General features: G+C 70.6%; 18 protein-coding genes, 1 tRNA gene and 1 other RNA gene. 5 read left to right on the plus strand and 15 right to left on the minus strand.

All coding sequences use genetic code 11. The features are described 5' to 3' along the window. Window positions 1–129 precede the first annotated feature (129 nt). On the plus strand, window positions 130–507 hold the full coding sequence (locus CHC09_RS08920) for a toll/interleukin-1 receptor domain-containing protein (RefSeq protein ID WP_179276984.1): 378 nt from the start codon (window positions 130–132) through the stop codon (window positions 505–507). A gap of 186 nt (window positions 508–693) precedes the next feature. On the opposite strand, the gene CHC09_RS08925 is transcribed toward CHC09_RS08920, so the two are convergent. Continuing rightward, window positions 694–1458, minus strand: a complete 765-nt coding sequence (locus CHC09_RS08925) for a sulfite exporter TauE/SafE family protein (protein ID WP_089292482.1) — start codon at window positions 1456–1458, stop codon at window positions 694–696. 125 nt (window positions 1459–1583) lie between these two features. Here CHC09_RS08925 and rnpB point away from each other — a divergent pair. Beyond that, an RNA gene (gene rnpB, locus CHC09_RS08930) (RNase P RNA component class A) lies at window positions 1584–1988 on the plus strand. 27 nt (window positions 1989–2015) lie between these two features. On the opposite strand, the gene CHC09_RS08935 is transcribed toward rnpB, so the two are convergent. The 9 genes from CHC09_RS08935 to CHC09_RS08975 all read right to left on the minus strand — a co-directional run bounded on the left by CHC09_RS08935 (window position 2016) and on the right by CHC09_RS08975 (window position 10826). After that, window positions 2016–2369 carry a hypothetical protein gene (locus CHC09_RS08935; RefSeq protein WP_089292483.1) on the minus strand — a complete coding sequence of 118 codons (354 nt, stop codon included), beginning with the start codon at window positions 2367–2369 and terminating at the stop codon, window positions 2016–2018. Window positions 2370–2851: 482 nt separating this feature from the next. Then, window positions 2852–4498: a monocarboxylate uptake permease MctP gene (gene mctP, locus CHC09_RS08940; protein WP_179276985.1), complete on the minus strand. Its 1647-nt coding sequence runs from the start codon at window positions 4496–4498 to the stop codon at window positions 2852–2854. Window positions 4499–4559: 61 nt separating this feature from the next. Next, the gene (locus tag CHC09_RS08945) at window positions 4560–4781 is read right to left on the minus strand and encodes a DUF3311 domain-containing protein (protein WP_089292485.1); all 222 of its coding nucleotides are present in this window, start codon (window positions 4779–4781) and stop codon (window positions 4560–4562) included. A 124-nt stretch (window positions 4782–4905) separates the two neighbouring features. Next, window positions 4906–6195 carry a glycoside hydrolase family 18 protein gene (locus tag CHC09_RS08950; RefSeq protein ID WP_089292486.1) on the minus strand — a complete coding sequence of 430 codons (1290 nt, stop codon included), beginning with the start codon at window positions 6193–6195 and terminating at the stop codon, window positions 4906–4908. 74 nt (window positions 6196–6269) lie between these two features. Further along, on the minus strand, window positions 6270–7403 hold the full coding sequence (locus CHC09_RS08955; RefSeq protein WP_089292487.1) for a bifunctional RNase H/acid phosphatase: 1134 nt from the start codon (window positions 7401–7403) through the stop codon (window positions 6270–6272). Next, entirely contained in the window at window positions 7400–8134 is a 735-nt protein-coding gene (locus CHC09_RS08960; RefSeq protein ID WP_089292488.1) for a zinc ribbon domain-containing protein, read from the minus strand. The genes CHC09_RS08955 and CHC09_RS08960 overlap by 4 nt, the downstream gene beginning before the upstream one ends. Further along, a complete protein-coding gene (locus CHC09_RS08965) occupies window positions 8131–8979 on the minus strand; it encodes a Nif3-like dinuclear metal center hexameric protein (RefSeq protein WP_089292489.1) in 849 nt (282 codons plus the stop codon). Before CHC09_RS08965 ends, CHC09_RS08960 begins: the two co-directional genes overlap by 4 nt. 19 nt (window positions 8980–8998) lie before the next feature. After that, window positions 8999–9583 (minus strand): flavoprotein, encoded by a 585-nt coding sequence (locus CHC09_RS08970; RefSeq protein ID WP_089292665.1) that lies wholly within the window; start codon window positions 9581–9583, stop codon window positions 8999–9001. Between the two features lie 16 nt (window positions 9584–9599). Next, on the minus strand, window positions 9600–10826 hold the full coding sequence (locus CHC09_RS08975) for a helix-turn-helix domain-containing protein (protein ID WP_089292490.1): 1227 nt from the start codon (window positions 10824–10826) through the stop codon (window positions 9600–9602). Between the two features lie 244 nt (window positions 10827–11070). On the opposite strand from CHC09_RS08975, the gene CHC09_RS08980 reads away from it, so the two are divergent. From CHC09_RS08980 to CHC09_RS08990, 3 genes are all read left to right on the plus strand, one after another. Then, a complete protein-coding gene (locus CHC09_RS08980) occupies window positions 11071–11724 on the plus strand; it encodes a bifunctional DNA primase/polymerase (protein ID WP_089292491.1) in 654 nt (217 codons plus the stop codon). A gap of 298 nt (window positions 11725–12022) precedes the next feature. Continuing rightward, window positions 12023–12559, plus strand: a complete 537-nt coding sequence (locus CHC09_RS08985; protein ID WP_089292492.1) for a ribonuclease FAU-1 family protein — start codon at window positions 12023–12025, stop codon at window positions 12557–12559. A 48-nt stretch (window positions 12560–12607) separates the two neighbouring features. Then, window positions 12608–13099 carry a hypothetical protein gene (locus tag CHC09_RS08990; protein ID WP_089292493.1) on the plus strand — a complete coding sequence of 164 codons (492 nt, stop codon included), beginning with the start codon at window positions 12608–12610 and terminating at the stop codon, window positions 13097–13099. Between the two features lie 123 nt (window positions 13100–13222). Here the strand turns inward: CHC09_RS08990 and CHC09_RS08995 are convergent, their stop codons facing one another. The 5 genes from CHC09_RS08995 to CHC09_RS09015 all read right to left on the minus strand — a co-directional run bounded on the left by CHC09_RS08995 (window position 13223) and on the right by CHC09_RS09015 (window position 17374). After that, window positions 13223–13852 carry a hypothetical protein gene (locus CHC09_RS08995; RefSeq protein ID WP_143232248.1) on the minus strand — a complete coding sequence of 210 codons (630 nt, stop codon included), beginning with the start codon at window positions 13850–13852 and terminating at the stop codon, window positions 13223–13225. 91 nt (window positions 13853–13943) lie between these two features. Then, window positions 13944–14018: transfer RNA gene (locus CHC09_RS09000), tRNA-Val, on the minus strand. 46 nt (window positions 14019–14064) lie between these two features. Then, complete coding sequence (locus CHC09_RS09005) at window positions 14065–14529, minus strand: peroxiredoxin (protein ID WP_089292495.1); 465 nt, start codon at window positions 14527–14529, stop codon at window positions 14065–14067. Between the two features lie 70 nt (window positions 14530–14599). Beyond that, entirely contained in the window at window positions 14600–15031 is a 432-nt protein-coding gene (locus CHC09_RS09010; RefSeq protein WP_020516653.1) for a DUF3052 domain-containing protein, read from the minus strand. A gap of 111 nt (window positions 15032–15142) precedes the next feature. After that, entirely contained in the window at window positions 15143–17374 is a 2232-nt protein-coding gene (locus CHC09_RS09015) for a transketolase C-terminal domain-containing protein (protein ID WP_089292496.1), read from the minus strand. Window positions 17375–17399 lie beyond the last annotated feature (25 nt).

Consider the following 17399-nt stretch of genomic DNA (forward strand, 5'->3'; position numbering starts at 1 on the left):
CCGGCGTCACCACTTCGACACTATGAGTTGTGCAAGTTGCACGTCAACGGATGACAACATCACATCCGTCGAGCGACGTCCTTCGAAGCCCGGTGCTCAATGTGGAGCGAGTTGCGGCATGCTGGAGACGTGCCCGTACTCCTCTCCTACAGTCCCGCGGACGCTCCCTGGGCACAATGGATCAACACATCACTGCAGGCAGCGGGCCATGTCGTGGAAATGCTTCCGGCGGGGGTCGACTTCGCGCATCGGCTAGCGGCCGCGCTTTCCGGCCCGGATCCGGTGATCGTTATGTACTCGGCGGAGCACCGGGCCTCCGAGTCGGACTGGAATCTGGTGCCCCTCGCGCCCGGACTGACGGTGCTCCGGCTCGACTCCGCCCCGGTACCCGCGGCGCTGCGCGCCGCGAGCTGCAAAAGCCTGCACAACCTGGACGAAGAAGAAGCCCTGGAGGTCTTGATGGCCGCGATCAGTGGCCCGCAAAACCCCTTTTCGCGTACGCCGTGAATGCGGGCTGTTTTGATTTCGCCGCCGACCAGGTAGGCAGATCATCGATCTTCGCGGGTGGCCGCTTTCGGACCCGTCCCCGGTTCCGCCGTCGTCGTGTTCCTGGGCTCCGAGGCACTGTCGCATTCTAGCGGCCGTTTGCTCCCGTTTTCGACTGCTTCAGTTTTCGCCCCGTTTCCGCTTTCGTCAGATGATGGCCCGATAGAGCAGGAGGAGACCGATCAGTGTGCCGAAGGCGACGATCACGTACCGCAACACCCGGGCGGGCAGCCGCCGGGCGACCCTCGCGCCCACATAGCCGCCCACGACCGTCGCCGGGGCGAGAACCGCCACCGCACCCCAGTGCACATGCGCGAACAGCGCGAACACCAGCACCGTGACCAGCCCGACCGCCGCCGACAGCACGTTCTTCAACGCGTTGATCCGCTTCAACGGCTCGTCCAGGATGAGCGCGAGCGCCGCCACGTACATCACCCCGAGCGCCGCCCCGAAATATCCGCCGTACACGGCCCCGACGAGCACCACGACCTGCAGGGTGACCGCCGCCCGCCGCCGCGACATCACCCTGGGATGTCCGACCAGCCCCCGCAACCGCTCCTGAAACGCCAGTGTCCCCGCCGCCGCCAGCACCAGGAACGGCACCACCACCTCGAACACCCGCCCCGGCGTGGCGAGCAGCAGCACGCACCCGGCCGCGCTCCCGAGGACCGCGGCCGGCAGCACGGCCCGCACCCGCCCGCCCTGCCCCGCGAGATCGGCCCGGCTCCCGGCGACGCTGGAGACATAGCCCGGGAAGACCGAGACGGAATTGGTCACGTTCGCGTCGACCGCGGGCAGGCCGGTCGCGATCAGGCCGGGGAAGGTGATGAGCGACCCGCCACCGGCGATCGCGTTCACGCCGCCGGCCGCCAGGCCCGCGACGACCAGCAGGAGGATGTGCGACAAGTCCATGATGCGAGCGACCCTACGGTGTCCCGCACCGCCGATCTCGCGCCGCCGGTCGTCTCACCAGCCCGAAACCCGGACCGGGTCCGCAACCCGCCACCGGCCGGGACGTACTATTGCGGCGCGACGGACGAGTCGGCTGGGCGGCCGCGTCGGTGCCTCTGGCACCGCCGAGGAACGTCCGGACTCCGCAGAGCAGGGTGGTTGTTAACGGCAACCCGGGGTGACCCGCGGGAAAGTGCCACAGAGAACAGACCGCCGCCGGTGCCTCGGTGCCAGGCGGTAAGGGTGAAACGGTGAGGTAAGAGCTCACCAGCGCCCCGGGTGACCGGGGCGGCTCGGTAAACCCCACCCGGAGCAAGGCCAAGCAAGGCCGCGACCGCGAGGTCGCGACCGGCGCAGGGTTCGAGGGCTGCTCGCCTGATCCTGCGGGTAGGCCGCATGAGCCTGTCGGCAACGGCAGGCCGAGATGGATGGCCGCCACCGGCGACGCAAGTCACCGGCTACAGAATCCGGCGTACAGGCCGGCTCGTCCGCCGCCCCGGCCATCGCGAGGTCGCACGTCAACCGTGGGTGGCGCGCCCGTCGAGGGCGAGTCGAACCTCCCCGCGGTCGGGTTCGGGCGGCGGGCGGTCGCGGTCCGAGAAGGCCTTTCGCAGGGCGTCATCGCCCTTCTGCACCAGGTCCTTCCAAGCGTCGGCGAGCTGCGGGGCCGCCTTCTTGGCAGCATCGGCGATCTTCCGGCCCGCCTTCCTGGCGGCATCGACGAGTTGCTCACCCGCTTTCTTGCTCGCGTCGGAGATCTGCTCGATCGAGTCGGGAACTCCGCGGTGCGCGTCGGGCGCGGCTGCCGCGGGACCGATCCCGATCAACGCGCCGATCATCAGACCGACGCCGGTGGCCAGCAGTCCGGTCATTCTGTTCATGACCCTCCTCCGCAGTCGTTCGCTGTTCTGGCTGAACTCAGCCGATCACGCACGGACGACGCGCGTAGCCCGTTCGCCGCTAATCTGTGGGCGTGAAGGTGATCTTTTCGTACCGCAACGACGAGAACGGTCGCTACTTCCACGACCTTGTGCAGGATTGACTGCCTAGCTGGGGCATCGACTGGGATCCGTTCCTCGGGGACGAGGCCATGATCATTACGCCCCGGATGCAACACGCGGACGGGACCTTCGGCTGCACGCTGACCTTCTACGTCAAGGTCGGTGCGCTGAGGCGGCTCGGGATCACTGCCGGATACGGGCCGGTCGGGCCACCTCGGAATGGGGACAGAAGCCCCGCTGAAAGGGCTGCGCGGCATTCTTCGGCGGCCTCAACCGCCTGATCGAGTACGCCGTGAGCACGCGCGCCGTGCCCCGAGCGGGACACGGCGCGCGCCGATCAAAGACGGACCGGGTCAGGTCGAGGAGACCGTGTCGACCGTCGTGGTCCGCTCCCGCTCGATCCGCGGGTCGCCCTCGTCGGCGAAGTAGTCGTCCGGCGTCGTCCCGTCCACGCCGTCGGGCGTCTTCGTGGCCCGCAGCAGGAACGTCACCAGCACCGCGACCACCAGGTTCACCAGCACCACCACGAACCCGACGTAGATCGTCTTCTTGGTGTCGAAGCCGAACTCCGACAGCGGGAACGCCGACCCGCCGAAGTGTTTACGGCCGGTCGCGGCGTTCGGAATCTGCCAGAGCATCCAGAAGGCCAGCGCCATCCCGACCGCCCAACCGGCGATAAGCGCTCCCCGGTGCAGCCACCGGGTGTAGAGCCCGAGGATCACCGCCGGCGCGGTCTGCAGGATGATCACGCCCCCGATCAGTTGCAGGTCGATGGAGAACTGCGGGTCGAGGAAGACGATGAAGGCGACCGCCCCGATCTTGACCACCAGCGACGTGATCTTGGCGACGCCGGCCTCCTGGGCCGGGGTGGCATCGCGGCGCAGGTACTCCTTGTAGATGTTACGGGTGAACAGGTTGGCCGCGGCGATCGACATGATCGCGGCGGGCACCAGGGCACCGATGCCGATCGCGGCGAAGGCGACGCCGGTGAACCAGGCCGGGAAGTTGGTGTCGAAGAGCAGCGGCACCACGGTGTTGCTGTCGACACTGCCCGCCTTAGCACCGGGCAGCGGCTTCACCCCGGCCGCGATGGCCATGTAACCGAGCAGCGCGATCAGGCCGAGCAGGAGGCTGTACGCCGGCAGCGCCGACATGTTCCGCTTGATCACACCCCGGTTCTTGCCGGCCAGCACGCCGGTGATGCTGTGCGGGTAGAGGAAGAGGGCGAGCGCCGAGCCGAGTGCCAGGGTGAAGTACTGCACCTGGTTGTTCGCGTTCAGCAGGATCCCGTCGCCGGGCGCCGGTGACGCCTGGAACTTCTTGTCCGCCGCCTCGAAGATCGCACCCCAGCCGCCGAGCTTGTACGGCAGGTACAGCACCGCCACCGCGATGACGATGTAGATCAGCGTGTCCTTGACGAACGCGATCAGCGCCGGCGCCCGCAGCCCGGACTGGTAGGTGTACGCCGCCAGGATCGCGAACGCGATGATGATCGGCAGGTGCCGGGCGATCGGGCTGTCCCCGGTCACGCCCATCGTCTTGAGGACCGCCTCGATGCCGACCAACTGCAGCGCGATGTACGGCATGGTGGCCACGATCCCGGTGATCGCGACCAGCAGCGCCAGCGTCGGCGAGTCGTACCGGGTGCGAACGAAGTCGGCCGGGGTGACGAAGCCGTGCCGGTGCGACACCGACCAGAGCCGGACCAGGATCAGGAAGAACATCGGGTAGATCACGACCGTGTACGGCACGGCGAAGAACCCCGCGGCCCCCGCGCCGAAGATCAGGGCCGGCACGGCGACGAAGGTGTACGCCGTGTACAGGTCCCCGCCGACCAGGAACCAGGTGATCCAGCCGCCGAAGCTGCGCCCGCCCAGGCCCCACTCGTCGAGGTGGGCCATGTCCTGCGGGGCACGCCACCGGGCCGCCACGAAGCCCATCCCGCTGACCAGCAGGAACAGCACGGTGAAGACGACGATCTCGGTGATGTGCTCGCTCATGACGCCACCTCCGCTGCGCTCCGGCGTCGCCATGAGTTTTCAACTGAGCTGACCGATTCGCTCATGAGCGGTCACCCCGCTTCGACATCCGGTAGACGAGCGTGGTCGTGCCGACCCCGAGCAGGATGAAGGCGAGCTGCAGCCAGTAGAAGAGCGGGAAACCACCGAGCCGTGGCTCGGCGTGGTTGTACAGCGGGGTCAGCAACGGCACCACGATCGGCACCGGAAGTAACCAGTTCCAGGGGCTTCTATCGGTTCGACGTGGGGATTCCGGCTCCGTCATGATCCGCCTCCCTCAACAGCGCGTATGGTTTCCGTCACGCTAACGAGGCAGCCGGATCCTTGGCGATCAATGTGCGCCGAACGGGTGAGGCGGTGCGCCGAACGGCAGCACCGCCTCTGGCCACTCAGAACAGGCCCAGCGACACCGTCCGGGTGAGGGTGGCGTTCTCGTCGTCACCGTCGAGCGACCACATCATCGCGCCGCCCAGCCCCCGCATACGGATGTAGAGCGTCTTCTGCAGCAGGGCGGCCGGATCGTCGTACGTCCAGAAGGTGTTGCCGTCGAAGAGCCAGGCGTGACCGGCCCGCGGGTCCCGGTGCACGGTGTAGCCCTGCGCCGGGAGGTTCTTCAGGGTCTTCCAGTCCTCGGTGCCGGCGCCGAAGACACCCGGCGCGGGCCCGGCGGCGGGCTGGAACAGCCCGGAGCCGCCTCCGGTCACCCCGGTCCAGCCCTGGCCGTAGTAGGGCAGGCCGAGCACCAGCTTGCGCTTCGGCGCACCGCCGGCCAGCCAGGCGTTGACCGCGTTCTCCGCCGAGAAGTCCGGGTTGTCCGGGGCGCCGCCCGGCACCCGCAGCGCGGACTGCTGGTTGGTCCTCGGCTCCCAGGTGCCGTGGAAGTCGTAGCCCTGGAGGGTGCCGAAGTCCAGGTACTTGAAGATCTTGCCGGTCTCGAAGCCGGCGGCGATCTTGGCAGGTGCCGCGGGCAGGAACGCGGTCAGATCGTAGTGCCTGCGGTTCGCCTTGCCGAGCCGGTCCAGCTGGGCCCGGAACTCCGCGGCGAGCAGGGTGAAGTTCCGCTTGTCCTCGGGCCGGACGACGTTGCCGGCGTTGCCGTCCGAGCCGGGCCACTCCCAGTCCAGGTCGACGCCGTCGAAGATGCCGGCGGCCACGCCCGCGGGCAGGCCGGGCAGGTCGCCCTTGAGCCAGAGGCTGACGCAGGAGGCCACCAGCTTCTTGCGGGAGGCGTCGGTCAGGGCCGCGTCCGAGAAGTACGCCGACCCGGTCCAGCCGCCCAGCGAGATGAGCACGCGCAGCCGGGGGTTCTTCTTCTTGAGCTCGGCGAGCTGGTTGAGGTTGCCCGCGATCGGCTGGCCCGCCACGTCGCCGGCCCCGTCCACGCTGTTCGCGTCCGAGAACGGGGTCTGCCAGTCGGCCCATGGGTCGGCGGAGGCGCAGACGCCGTCCGCGGTCACCGGGCCGAACGCGTAGTTGAGGTGGGTGAGCCGGGCGGCCGCACCGGACTTCTGCACCTTCGCCAGCTGAAAGTCGCGGCCGTAGATACCCCACTGCGTGAAGTAGCCGACCTTGACGTACGACGAGTTCGAGTTATGTGCCTGTGCGGGAGTCGGTGCGGTGGCCACGACGGCAGTGGCGGCGGCCGCCACGGCGACGAGGCGGCGGGTGAAACCGCGCATGAGCCCTCCAGGGGCGAAACGTTGAAGAAAGTTTCCTAATCGAGGAAGCTAAACGTCTCGCCCCACAGGGTCAACTATCGAAGATGGGCGGTCTCGTTGACCGAACGGACCGCGATATTGCCGTCCGGCCAGATATCCATCGTGGACACGCCCGCCGCGTCGAGGAACAACCGGTGCAGGAAAGCGTCACCCGCGGCCAGCGCGTCCCGCAGGATCAACTTGATCGGCGACACGTGCGACACCACCACGACGACCTGCCCGGGGTACGCCTGCACGATCTTCGCGAGCGCCCCGCGCACCCGCTTGGCCACCGCCTGGAACGACTCGCCCTCCGGCGGCGCGACACTGGTCGACTCCAGCCAGGCCGCCATCTCCCGGGGCCAGCTCTCCTGCACCTCGGCGAAGGTCTTGGCCTCCCAGAGCCCGAAGTCGCACTCGATCAGGTCGTCCATCACCGTCACCGGCACGCCGCCCACCTCGGCGGCGATCAGCTCGGCGGTCCGCATGCAGCGGACCAGCGGCGACGCCAGCACGGCGGCGACGTCCCGGGACAACCCGGCGACCCGGCCGCCCGCGGCCATCGCCTGCGCCTCGCCCTCGTCGGTGAGCGGCACGTCGCCGCGGCCCGAGTAGCGGCCCTGCGCGGTCATCGCGGTCGCGCCGTGCCGGACCAGGATCAGCCGGGTCGCGTTCTCCAGCGACGGCGGCGCCCAGGACCGGGGCTTGGCGATCTCCGCCGGCTCCCCGGTCTCCCCCCGCCGGCCGATCTCGGCCGGCTCGCCGACGAGGACACCGGTGGCCTCGTCCATGGCCCGGTTGGCCAGGGCGTCGGCGGCCCGGTTGCGCTCCCGCGGAATCCAGTCGAAGGTGACCGCCTGGAACTTCGCGACCAGGCCGGCAGCCTCCGCGGCGAGTGGCCGCAGGCCCGGGTTCTTGATCTGCCAGCGGCCGGACATCTGCTCGACCACCAGCTTGGAGTCCATCCGGACGTCCACCTGGGTGGCGTTCAGCTCGGCGGCGGCGCGCAGCCCGGCGATCAGGCCCGAGTACTCGGCGACGTTGTTCGTGGCGGTGCCGAGGGCGGCGTACCGCTCCAGCAGGACCTCGCCGCTCGCCGCGTCCAGGACCACCGCGCCGTACCCGGCCGGGCCGGGATTGCCCCGCGAGCCGCCGTCCGCCTCGACGACGACTCGCAGGTCACCGCTCACAGCCCGGACTCCGACGTGCGCACCATGATGCGGCGGCACTCCTCGCAGCGCACCACGTCGTCGGACGGGGCCGCCTTCACCCGGTTCAGGTCCGCGCCGTACAGCTCGATCCGGCAGGCGCCGCAGCGGCCGGCGTAGACCAGCGCGGCGCCCATCCCGGTCTCGGTGCGGATCTTGTCGTACAGCGTGACCAGGTCGGCCGGCAGGTCCGCGGCGAGCGGGCCGCGCGACGCCGACTTGAACTCCTGCTCCTTGGCGATCTCCGTGGACGTCTCGTCCCGCCGCCGCTCGGCGTCGGTACGCCGATCGAGCGCCGCGCCGAGCCGGCCCTGGACGCCGGCGAGCACCGCGGCCGCCGAATCGCGCTGCTCCATCAGCTCCAGCTCGGCGTCCTCCAGCTCGGATTGCCGCCGGTTCAGCGTGGCCAGCTCGTGCTGCAGGCCCTCGACCTCCTTCAGCGAACCGCCCGCGTCGAGCCGCTGCTGGTCCTTCGCCTTGCGCTGCCGGACCTGGTCGATGTCCTTCTCGAACCGGGCGATGTCCCGGTCCAGGTCGTCGACGGCGACCTGGGCACGGACCCGCTCGTCCTCCAGCGCGGAGATCTCCCGGGCCACCGCCTCGATCTCGGCGAGCTCGGGCAGGTTCTTGCGACGGTGCGCGAGCTGGGCCAGAGCGGTGTCGACCGCCTGCAGGTCGAGCAGGCGGCGCTGGGCTTGCGGGGCGGCCTTCACGAGTGGTTCTCCTTCAGCGCAGAGGCGGAATGAACAGTCCAGGGGTCCGTGTCCAGGTCGGACACCACCACATCGACGGGGAACTGCGCACGCAGCCAGGCCGCCACGTCGTCCAGCCAGGGCCGCTCGGTGGCCCAGTGCGCGGCGTCGAGCAGCGCGGGGCCGTCGTTCGCGAGATGCTCACCGGCCGTGTGGTGCCGCAGGTCCGCGCAAAGATACGCGTCCACCCCGGCACGGGCCGCGTCGGCCAGGAAGGAATCGCCGGCACCGCCGCAGACCGCCACCGTGCGGATCTCCCGCTCCGGATCGCCGGCGGCGCGCACCCCGGCCGTGGTGGCCGGCAGCCGCCGCGCCGCGAGCGCGGTGAGCTCCGCCAGGGTGAGCGGCTCGGCGAGCGCCCCGATCCGGCCCGCGCCACGACCCTCGCCGGCGGCCACGCCCTCGGCCGGCACCAGCGGGCGCAGCCCGGTCAGGCCGAGCCGGGCCGCGAGCGCGTCGGAGACACCCGGGTTGGCGATGTCAGCGTTGGTGTGCGCGGTGTAGAGCGCCACCTCGGCACGGATCAGCCGGTGCACGACGCGCCCCTTGAAGGTGTTCGGGGCGATCGACGACACCGGTTTGAGCAGCAACGGGTGGTGGGCGACGATCAGATCGGCACCGACCTCGAGAGCCTGGTCGACGGTCTCCGGCACGCAGTCCACGACGCAGAGGACGCGGGAGACGGCGTGCTCGAACTCGCCGAGCACCAGGCCGACCCGGTCCCAGGACTCCGCCCAGTTCTGGGGGTAACGCCCGTCCAGGGCGTCGACCACCTGGCGAACAGTAGGTATAACGGCAGGGTCCACGACCGGAAACTCTATACGGCTAGGAAACCGCCCCAGGCTCGACTCGGCTCGCGGCCGTGATGGGGTTACTGACCGCCTGCAGGGCACGACGCCAGGGGAACTGTCCGCGGAACCGGTCGGTCTGACCGGGACCGCCGAACCGGCACACGTCCTCGCCGTAGAGGACGTGCACGCCCCAGTCGCGGAGCTTGGCGAGGCTCTCGTGCAGCGACGGGTGCAGGGCCATCACCTTGTTGGTGTACGGGACCACGGCGGTCGGTACGCCGTATCCGTAGCCCTCCACCAGGAGACCGAGCACCAGCGTGTCGGTGATCCCGGCGGCCCACTTGTTGACCGTGTTGACGGTCGCCGGCGCGACGATCATCGCGTCGGCGGGCGGCAGCACGTCCGGGTCGCCGGGATTCTTGTACGACGTTCGTACCGGATGTCCGGTCTGATCCTGCAAGGCCGCGGCGTCCACGAACTTGCGCCCGTCCGGGGTCGTGATCACGCAGACCTCCCAGCCGTCCCGCTGGGCCATGCTGACCAGGATCCCGACGTCGCGGGCCATGGGTGAGCCGCACACGAGGATGTACAGCACACCGGGTGAGGGGTTACCCGTCATCACGCGCGGACCCACCTCATACACCGACTCCCATCTGTTCGGCCAGCTCCGCGATCGGAGCCGGCGGCGTGCCCCTGGTACGCCGGAGCACGTCGGAAAGGACTTCGTGGGCGAGCGGGCGGCAGCGGATCTCCGAGGGGGCGAGCCGGTCGCCCTCCAGCAGCATCTCGCCGGCCTTCTCCACGTCGCCGATCTGTGTGTAACCACGGGCGATGTCCAGGTAGTGGTGCGCCCGCCGCTCAGGCAGCAGGGCGTTGAACCCGGCCCGGTCCATCCGCTCGTGCGTCTCCACCGCTGTCCGCCCGTCGCCGAGCTCCACCGCCGTGGCACAGCGGTGCAACTGCACGTTGGTGGGCCCGAAGGAGGTCCAGTAGTGGTTGAAGTCGCCACCCAGCTCGAGGGACGCCTGCTCGGCGCCGCTCAGCAGGTCCCGCACGGTCGCACTGTCGCCGATCCGGGAGGCCGACATCGCGCCGTTGAGCAGCAGCATCCCGTACACCGAGAGCTGTTCCGCCTCGGGGCGGGACGGCCCGGGCGCGAGCCGGTTCGCGATGTTGACGTTGACCTCGAGCGACGGGCGGACCCGGCCGAGGGCCAGCAGCGCGCTGCCCACCCGGTAACTGGCCAGCCCCGCCAGCAGTTGGTCGCCGGCGCGCTGCGAGACCGCGATCGATCGGTCCGCGGCCAGCCAGGAGAGCTCGTGCTCGCCCACCTTCCGCAGCGCCGAGGAGGCGATCTGGTAGACCTGCCCGAGCAGGTGCGCGGCCTTCGGCGCCTGCTCACTGTTGGCGTGTGCGCTGTCCGCCGCCTGGGCGTCGCGCAGCAGCTTGGGCAGCGCACGGGCCAGGACGCCGTACTTCGCGTGCTGGTACGTCAGCCAGGCGTGACTGACCGCTTTGTGCATCTCCGCGAGCGGTGGTGATTGCGGCACCGCCTGGAAGAACGCACTCATCTGGTCATACCGTTCCAGAGCCGCGCGAATCTCCTCGACCTCGACTTGGTCGATGCAGTTCTGCGTCTCCGGCTTGCGCTCCACCTCCTTGCCCAGCAGCAGCTGGACATCGACCTGGAGCACGTCCGCGATGTCATACACCACGGAGAATTTGTCGAGTCGGCGGACCCCGCGCTCCACCTTGTCGACCCAGCTTTTACTCTTGCCCAGCCGGTCCGCGAAGACCTGTTGGGACATCTTGCGCCTGCCTCGCCAGTAGGCGACGCGGCGGCCGATCGGCAGCTCGTCCACGGTGCCTCCCCCACTCACCCGGCGGCCCTTCCGCCGGTTGAGCCATCCGGTGACCTGCAGTTTGAACCGCTCACGTGCGCACAGATCGCACAGCGTGTGTGATCGCCTGCTCACCGATGCTCGTAGTTTTTCTTGCAAGTTGCAAAGGGTGGATCTGACCGACCCAACGACGTTCGTCTCGCTGGGATACGGCTGTCCCGCCCGACATGACCGCAGCAGACCCGCATCCGGGGGGAATTGGGCTATGCAGTGGACCAACCGTCAGCCGTTCGTCCCACCGTCGCTTCTCGATCGTCTCGATAGGACACGCCTGCGCCGGGCGGCACAGACCTACGCCGGGCACGGCTGGGCGGTGGCGCCCGGCGCCTTCCTCGACGGCTCCCGGTTCGCCTGCGGGCGCCCCGGCTGCCCGATCACCGGTAACCATCCGGCCGTCGACTCCCTCGCCGAGTCGGCCACCACCGATCCCGGCCGGGTGGCCGGGTGGTGGCGGCGCCGGCCGCACAACGTGCTGCTCACCACCGGCGACGCCTTCGACGTGCTGGAGGTGCCGGCCGTGCTGGGCCGCCCCGCCGCGGACCTGGGCGCCGGCGTGGCCGGGCCGGTCGCGGTCACCGCGGCCGGTCGCTGGATGTTCCTGGTCCGCCCCGGCTGCCCGCTCCGGGCCGAACTCGACCTGCGGCTGGACGTGGTCCGCCACGGGCTGAACTCGTGGATCCCCGCCCCACCGAGCCGGACGATCGAAGGCCCGGTCCGCTGGGTGATCACGCCCACTCAGGTGGACTGGACCCTGCCGGACCCGGAACGGGTGCAGGAGATGCTCGCGCGCTCGGTGCGCCGGGCGCCCCGGACACCGATCGTGCCCCGCCAGCTCTCCACCGCGCGGCGCGCCGCCTAGAGCGACGCCGCCCGGTCTCCGGGTGTGTGCACGGGAACACATGTCATCCGACAAGGTATCCCGGACCACGACACGGGGCGAGTCATCCGAAGGGATGACGCGGATGAATGAAAAATCAGGCGACCAGATCTCTCGACGCGGGCCGTCGGCCGCCATCCAGGCGGGCCCGAACCGCCGAGGGGACACCGGCCGGACCCGCCTGTCGCGGGTATCCCCGCGGACACTGATAGAGATCGGAGAACCTCGGGGCGAGTTGAGCCACACCCGGTTGCACTGAGGTTGCGCTAGCGTCGCGGGCGTGGATGCGGTGGACCTGGTGTTGCGCAAGTACGACGGCCGGCCGCACCGCCGGGTCACCGGCCGCCTGCTCGGCGAGGACGAGTTCGGCACCTGGATCGGCACCCCGCGCGGCACGATGGTGCGGTACAGCTACGGCCTGCGCCGGCTCTCCTGGACCCGATCGGACTCGGTCCGGCTGATCCCCCGGGACGCCTGGTGGATGGCGATGTTCTCGGCCGAACCGAGCCGCTCGGAGATCTACTGCGACGTGACCACCCCGGTTCGCCGGACCGGCCCGGCCGAGTTCACCGTGATCGACCTGGACATCGACCTGATCCGGTTCCACGACCGCCGGGTGGTGATCGACGACGAGGACGAGTTCGCCGCGCACCGGGTCCGCTTCGGATATCCGGACGAGGTGGTGACCGCGGCCACCGGCGCGGCCACCGAACTGCACGCGGCGCTGACCGGCGACACCGAGCCGTTCGCCGGGCACTACCGGAAGTGGCTCGCCCGGGCCGCCGCGGCGGGCCGCAGACGACCCCGGCTCCGCTGACCGGCACGCCCCGGAAAACTGTCAGAGGGTAGCCCTAGTTTCACTCCCATGACCGACACAGCACTCCGCGACTCCCCGATCACTCTCGACCGGCGCCTCCTGCTCGGCGAGACCGACTACCAGGTCACCGTCTTCCCCACCGAGGACCAGCGGCTCGATCTCTGCATCGTGAGCAGCGACCGCGACGGCCGGGTGATAAGCGAGATCAGCGGGAGTCTCGCTCCAGGCGACCTGGCCGGCCTCACCGAGGTGCTCGCCTCCACCCTGGCCGGCCTGATCGCGATGACCGGCATACCCGGCCCCGGCTCGGCGCGGGCGCCGGCCCAGCGGGGCCGGGCACCCAACCGCGGCGCCAGGTGGGAGCTCGCCGACGACGAGCGCCTCCGTGAGCGCTACCACGAGGGCGCCGGGCAGGCCGAGCTGGCCGCCGAGCTCGGCCGCACCACCGGTGGCGTCCGAGCCCGGCTGGAGCATCTCGGCGAGATCCCACCGGGCGGCCGGTGGCGGCCGTCCCGCACCGATCCACCGGAGCACGCCTGACCGTGACGGCGGCGGGTCGGCCCAACGCCGACCCGCCGCTCGCCGTCCCTCAGCTTTACCGCGATCTTGGCAACTTGAGCCCACGTGTCGTTGCTCAGCGAGAGAGCGGATCGACGCTGCCGGTCAGCCGAGGGGCACGTGGTGAACGTGGGGCCGGCCGCACAGGCGACGCTCGTAGTCCCGCTCCCAGTCCTCCACCTCATGCATGATGTCGATGGCCTCGTCCAGCGCCTCGTGGTTGGCGCGCGGGACAGCCGACCGGCTCCGGTAGCGGCGGACCTGGTAGACCTCGACACCGGCTCCCCGGGTGTCGACCTTGACGGCGTTGCGCGGCGAGCCCATCTGCTGGCCGACGTCGGTAGCCGGGGCGAAGACACCCGCCGGCCCGGGAACGACCCGTCTGCCGGTCGCCCGCGGGTCGGCCCGCACCGCGGCGATGTGCCTGTCCAGGGCCACCGCACTCCGCCCGCGTCCCTCGGGGTCGTCGTGCACGATCTCCCACACCCAGACCTCGCCGGGACCGCCGTTCCAGCAGACGAGGTCCGCACCACTGCCGTCCCGATCCGAGCAGGTCGTACGTTCCAGCAGTGCCGAGTAGTTGGCGCTGATCTCCAGCGGCCGGCCGCCGAAGCGGACCACGTTGTGCCGAAGGTTGCGAACCCGCAGGGCAACGGCCGTGTCATGGGCATAGCGGCCGCCGATGTCCCGATCGGTGTCCCGCCAGGGATCGACCAGACCCGCTGCACTCGTCATGTCCATACCTGTTCTGACGGAACAGCGGAGACCGTCGGTAGGTTTTGGACCGACGACCGCATCGTGTGACGTCTCCCCGGGTCGGGGTCGTTGGTGGGCGCGGTAGGTTTCGAACCTACGACCCCTCGCTTGTAAGGCGAGTGCTCTCCCACTGAGCTACGCGCCCGGCACCGCTAGCTACACCGGAGTGGTCATCCTACCCTGCCGCCGGATCAGGACCCCAGGGTGGCGAGCGCGGCTCGCCAGGCGGTCTGATCCCGGGTCTCGCCCGGCCCGGCCATCTCGGCGAACCGGATGATCCCGTCGGCGTCGATCAGGAACGTGCCGCGGTTCGCGAAGCCGGTCTCCTCGTTGAAAACCCCGAACGACCGGGCCACCTCACCGTGCGGCCAGAAGTCGGCGAGCAGCGGGAACTCGAAGCCCTCCTGCTCCGCCCAGACCTTGTGGCTGTAGACCGAGTCCACGCTGACGGTGAGCACCTGCACCCGCTCGTCGGCGTACTCGTCCAGCCGCTTCTGGATCTCGGTCAGCTCGCCGTGGCAGGTCCGGGTGAAGGCGAACGGGTAGAACACCAGCAGGACCGCCTTGCGGCCACGGAAGCCGGACAGGCGTACCTCTTGGTTGTTCTGGTCCTTCAGCAGGAAGTCCGGCGCCGGCGCGCCCGTCTCGATCGGCACGAGGTCAGCCTAGTCACGCCGATCGGCCGGCGTCCTGCGGGACGCCGGCCTGGGCTGGGGTAACGGTGAGCTACTTCTTCTTGGCGCCCCGAGGGGAGACGAGCCGAGCCCCGGTCCAGTCCTTGCCGGCGTTCACCGTCGAGGTCTGCTGGAGGCCGGCGGTCGGTGCCGACTCGCTGATCTCGCTCGGCTCGACGTGGCCGTCGCGGCCGGCCTTGGGGGTCAGCAACCACACCACGCCGTTGTCGGCGAGGGGGCCAAGTGCATCGGTGAGCAGCTCGAACAGATCACCGTCGCCGTCGCGGTACCACAACAGCACCGCGTCGACGACCTCGTCGGTGTCCTCATCGACCAGCTCACCGACGCGTTCGGTCAGGGCGTCACGGAGATCCTCGTCGACGTCATCGTCGTAACCCATCTCCATGACCACCATGTTCGGCTCGAAGCCGAACCGGTCCGCCAGGCTGCGTACGCCGTCGGCCTGACCCGCGGTCGCGCTCACTGTCCAAATCCTCCTAGCCGTCAAAAAGCCTTTGAAATTGCTCTGGAACTTTGGGGGTAGTCCACACACTCCGGGCCCCGGACGCAAGTGGCACACCGGGTGTGTGGCAATTTACCGCGCCAGCAGGGCCTGGGCACCCTGTGTGATGGCATCCTCTCCCACCAGCACGTGCTGAGCGGCCGGACCCAGCGGAACCGGGGCATCGGCCGCGGCCACCCGGCGCACGGATCCGACGAACGCCCCGTCGACCAGCGCCGCGAGCACACCCTCGCCGACACCGCCGGAGCGGCGCGTCTCGTCGACGATCAGCACCCGCCCGGTGGCCAGCGACTCGCGCAGCAGGTCAGCCACCGGAAGTGGACTCAACCAGCGTAGATCGACCACCCGGGTGCCGTACCCATCGGCGGCCAGCCGGGCCGCGACTTGCAGGGACATCCGCACCCCGCCACCGTACGTGACGACCGTCAGGTCCTGCGCCGTGCCCAGGGTGTAGATGCGCGCACGGCCGATCGGGGTGTGCTCGGCGGCCCATCGATCGGGGGCCGGATAGGGCGCCAGCCACTCGTTGTCGCCTTGCTGATAGAGGTCCCTCGTCTGATACAGCGACGCCGGTTCCAGGAAGACGCAGACGCTCCCGTCCACCTCCGCGGCGGCCAGGCAGGTGCGCAGCATCGGCGCGGCGTCCTGAGCCCGGGCCGGGACCGCGACGACCAGGCCGGGCACGTCCCGGAGCACCGCGAGGGAGTTGTCGTTGGCCAGCGGGCCGCCCAGCCCGTAGGGATCGGCCAGCGCCGGGATGCGCAGCACCAGGGGGTTGCGGTAGGCGCCCGAGGAGAGGAACGACATGGTCGCCGCCTCCACCCGCACCTGGTCCTCCCCGCTGTGCAGGCTGGCCAGGTCGGGCAGTTCGGGGACCGGGAGCAGGCCGGCGAGCCCGGCGCCGAGGGCGAGCCCGACCACGCTGGTGGCGTCCGGCGGGGTGTCGAAGACCCGCTCGCCGCCGCGTCCGCGCAGGCCGGCGGTGACCCCGTGGCGCCCGCCCGCGGTGCTGCCCGGGCCGAAGACCAGCAGCTGCGGGCGGGCCGCGAGGGCGTCGGTGAGGGTGGCGTTGATGGTCTGCGCCAGCGTCATCGGCCCGGCCTGCTCGGGCAGCCGGCCGCCGAAGATCCGGGAGCGGGCGGCCGCGCCCGGGCCGGTGGCGTGGCCGGCCGCGTCCGCGATGGCGTGCGCCACGCGCAGGGGCCGGCGGGGGGCCAGCGAGGCCACGATCTCGCCGACGGTGGCCAGTTTCGGCTCGCCGAGCACCTCCTCGGCCGCCTTGCGGACCTGCCAGCCCACCTCGTCGTACCGGGTGATCACGTCGTCGGGGCCGAGCAGGCCGGCTTCGACGAGCAGCCGGGCGGTGCCGACCAGCGGGTCACGGTCCAGGTCGGGGCCGGGATCCGGGTCTCCCGGGCGGCCCAGCAGGCGCACCGTGCCGAGGTGGAGCACCGCCGGGCGGCGTTCGCGCCGGACGTACTCCGCGGCCTCGGCGGCGGCGTCGTAGGTGGCGGCCAGGTCGCATCCGTCCGCGTACGAGTACCGCACCCCGGGCCGTCCCCGCAGCACCGCCGCCACCCACCCCTCCGGGGCCGGCCCGCCGGGCGCGTCGTCCTCGCACACCAGCAGCAGCGGGATCCGCTGGTCGGCCCGGTCGTGCCAGCCCGCGGCGTGCAGGGCCGCGGTGGCCCCGGGCTGGTCGACCCCGTCGTCGCCGAAGGTGGCCGCCACGATCGCGTCGGACGGCCAGCGCGGGTCGGGCGAGCGGCTCAGGCCGTACGCGAGCCCGACCGCCCGCGGCAGGTGACCCGCCGCCGTCGAGATCACCGGGACCAGGTGCAGCCCGGGGTTGCCGAAGACCTTGTCGCGCCCGCCGCTGATCGGGTCGCGGACCGACGCCACCACGCCGCGCAGCACGTCCCGGGCGGCGTCCTCGAGCCGCTGGGCGGCCGGGCCGGCGCCGGGCGGCTCGGAGCGGTACACCGCGCGCATGCAGTAGAACGCCGCCGCCCGGTCGTGCGGGAGGGCCGGGTCGTCGCCGCGCAGCGCGGCGGCGACCGCCGCGTTCCCTTCGTGTCCGGCCGAGGCGACGGTGTGGAAGCCCTCGTTGAAGCTGCGCAGCCAGCGCGCGGCGAGGTCGAGATGTCTGCTGGTGAGCTGGGCGTCGAACAGTTCCAGGGCGCGGGCACCGGTCAGCGTCCCGCCGTCGCGGACCGGGTCGCCGGGGGCACGCCGGTGTTCCGGGGGTCGCAGGGCCGAGACCGCATCGCGGAACCGCTCGTCGAGGCTTTGCGGGGTGGTCACAAAGTCAGCATCGCGGACCCGGGCG

It is taken from the genome of Actinoplanes regularis, from assembly GCF_900188005.1.
Lineage (GTDB): Bacteria > Actinomycetota > Actinomycetes > Mycobacteriales > Micromonosporaceae > Actinoplanes > Actinoplanes regularis.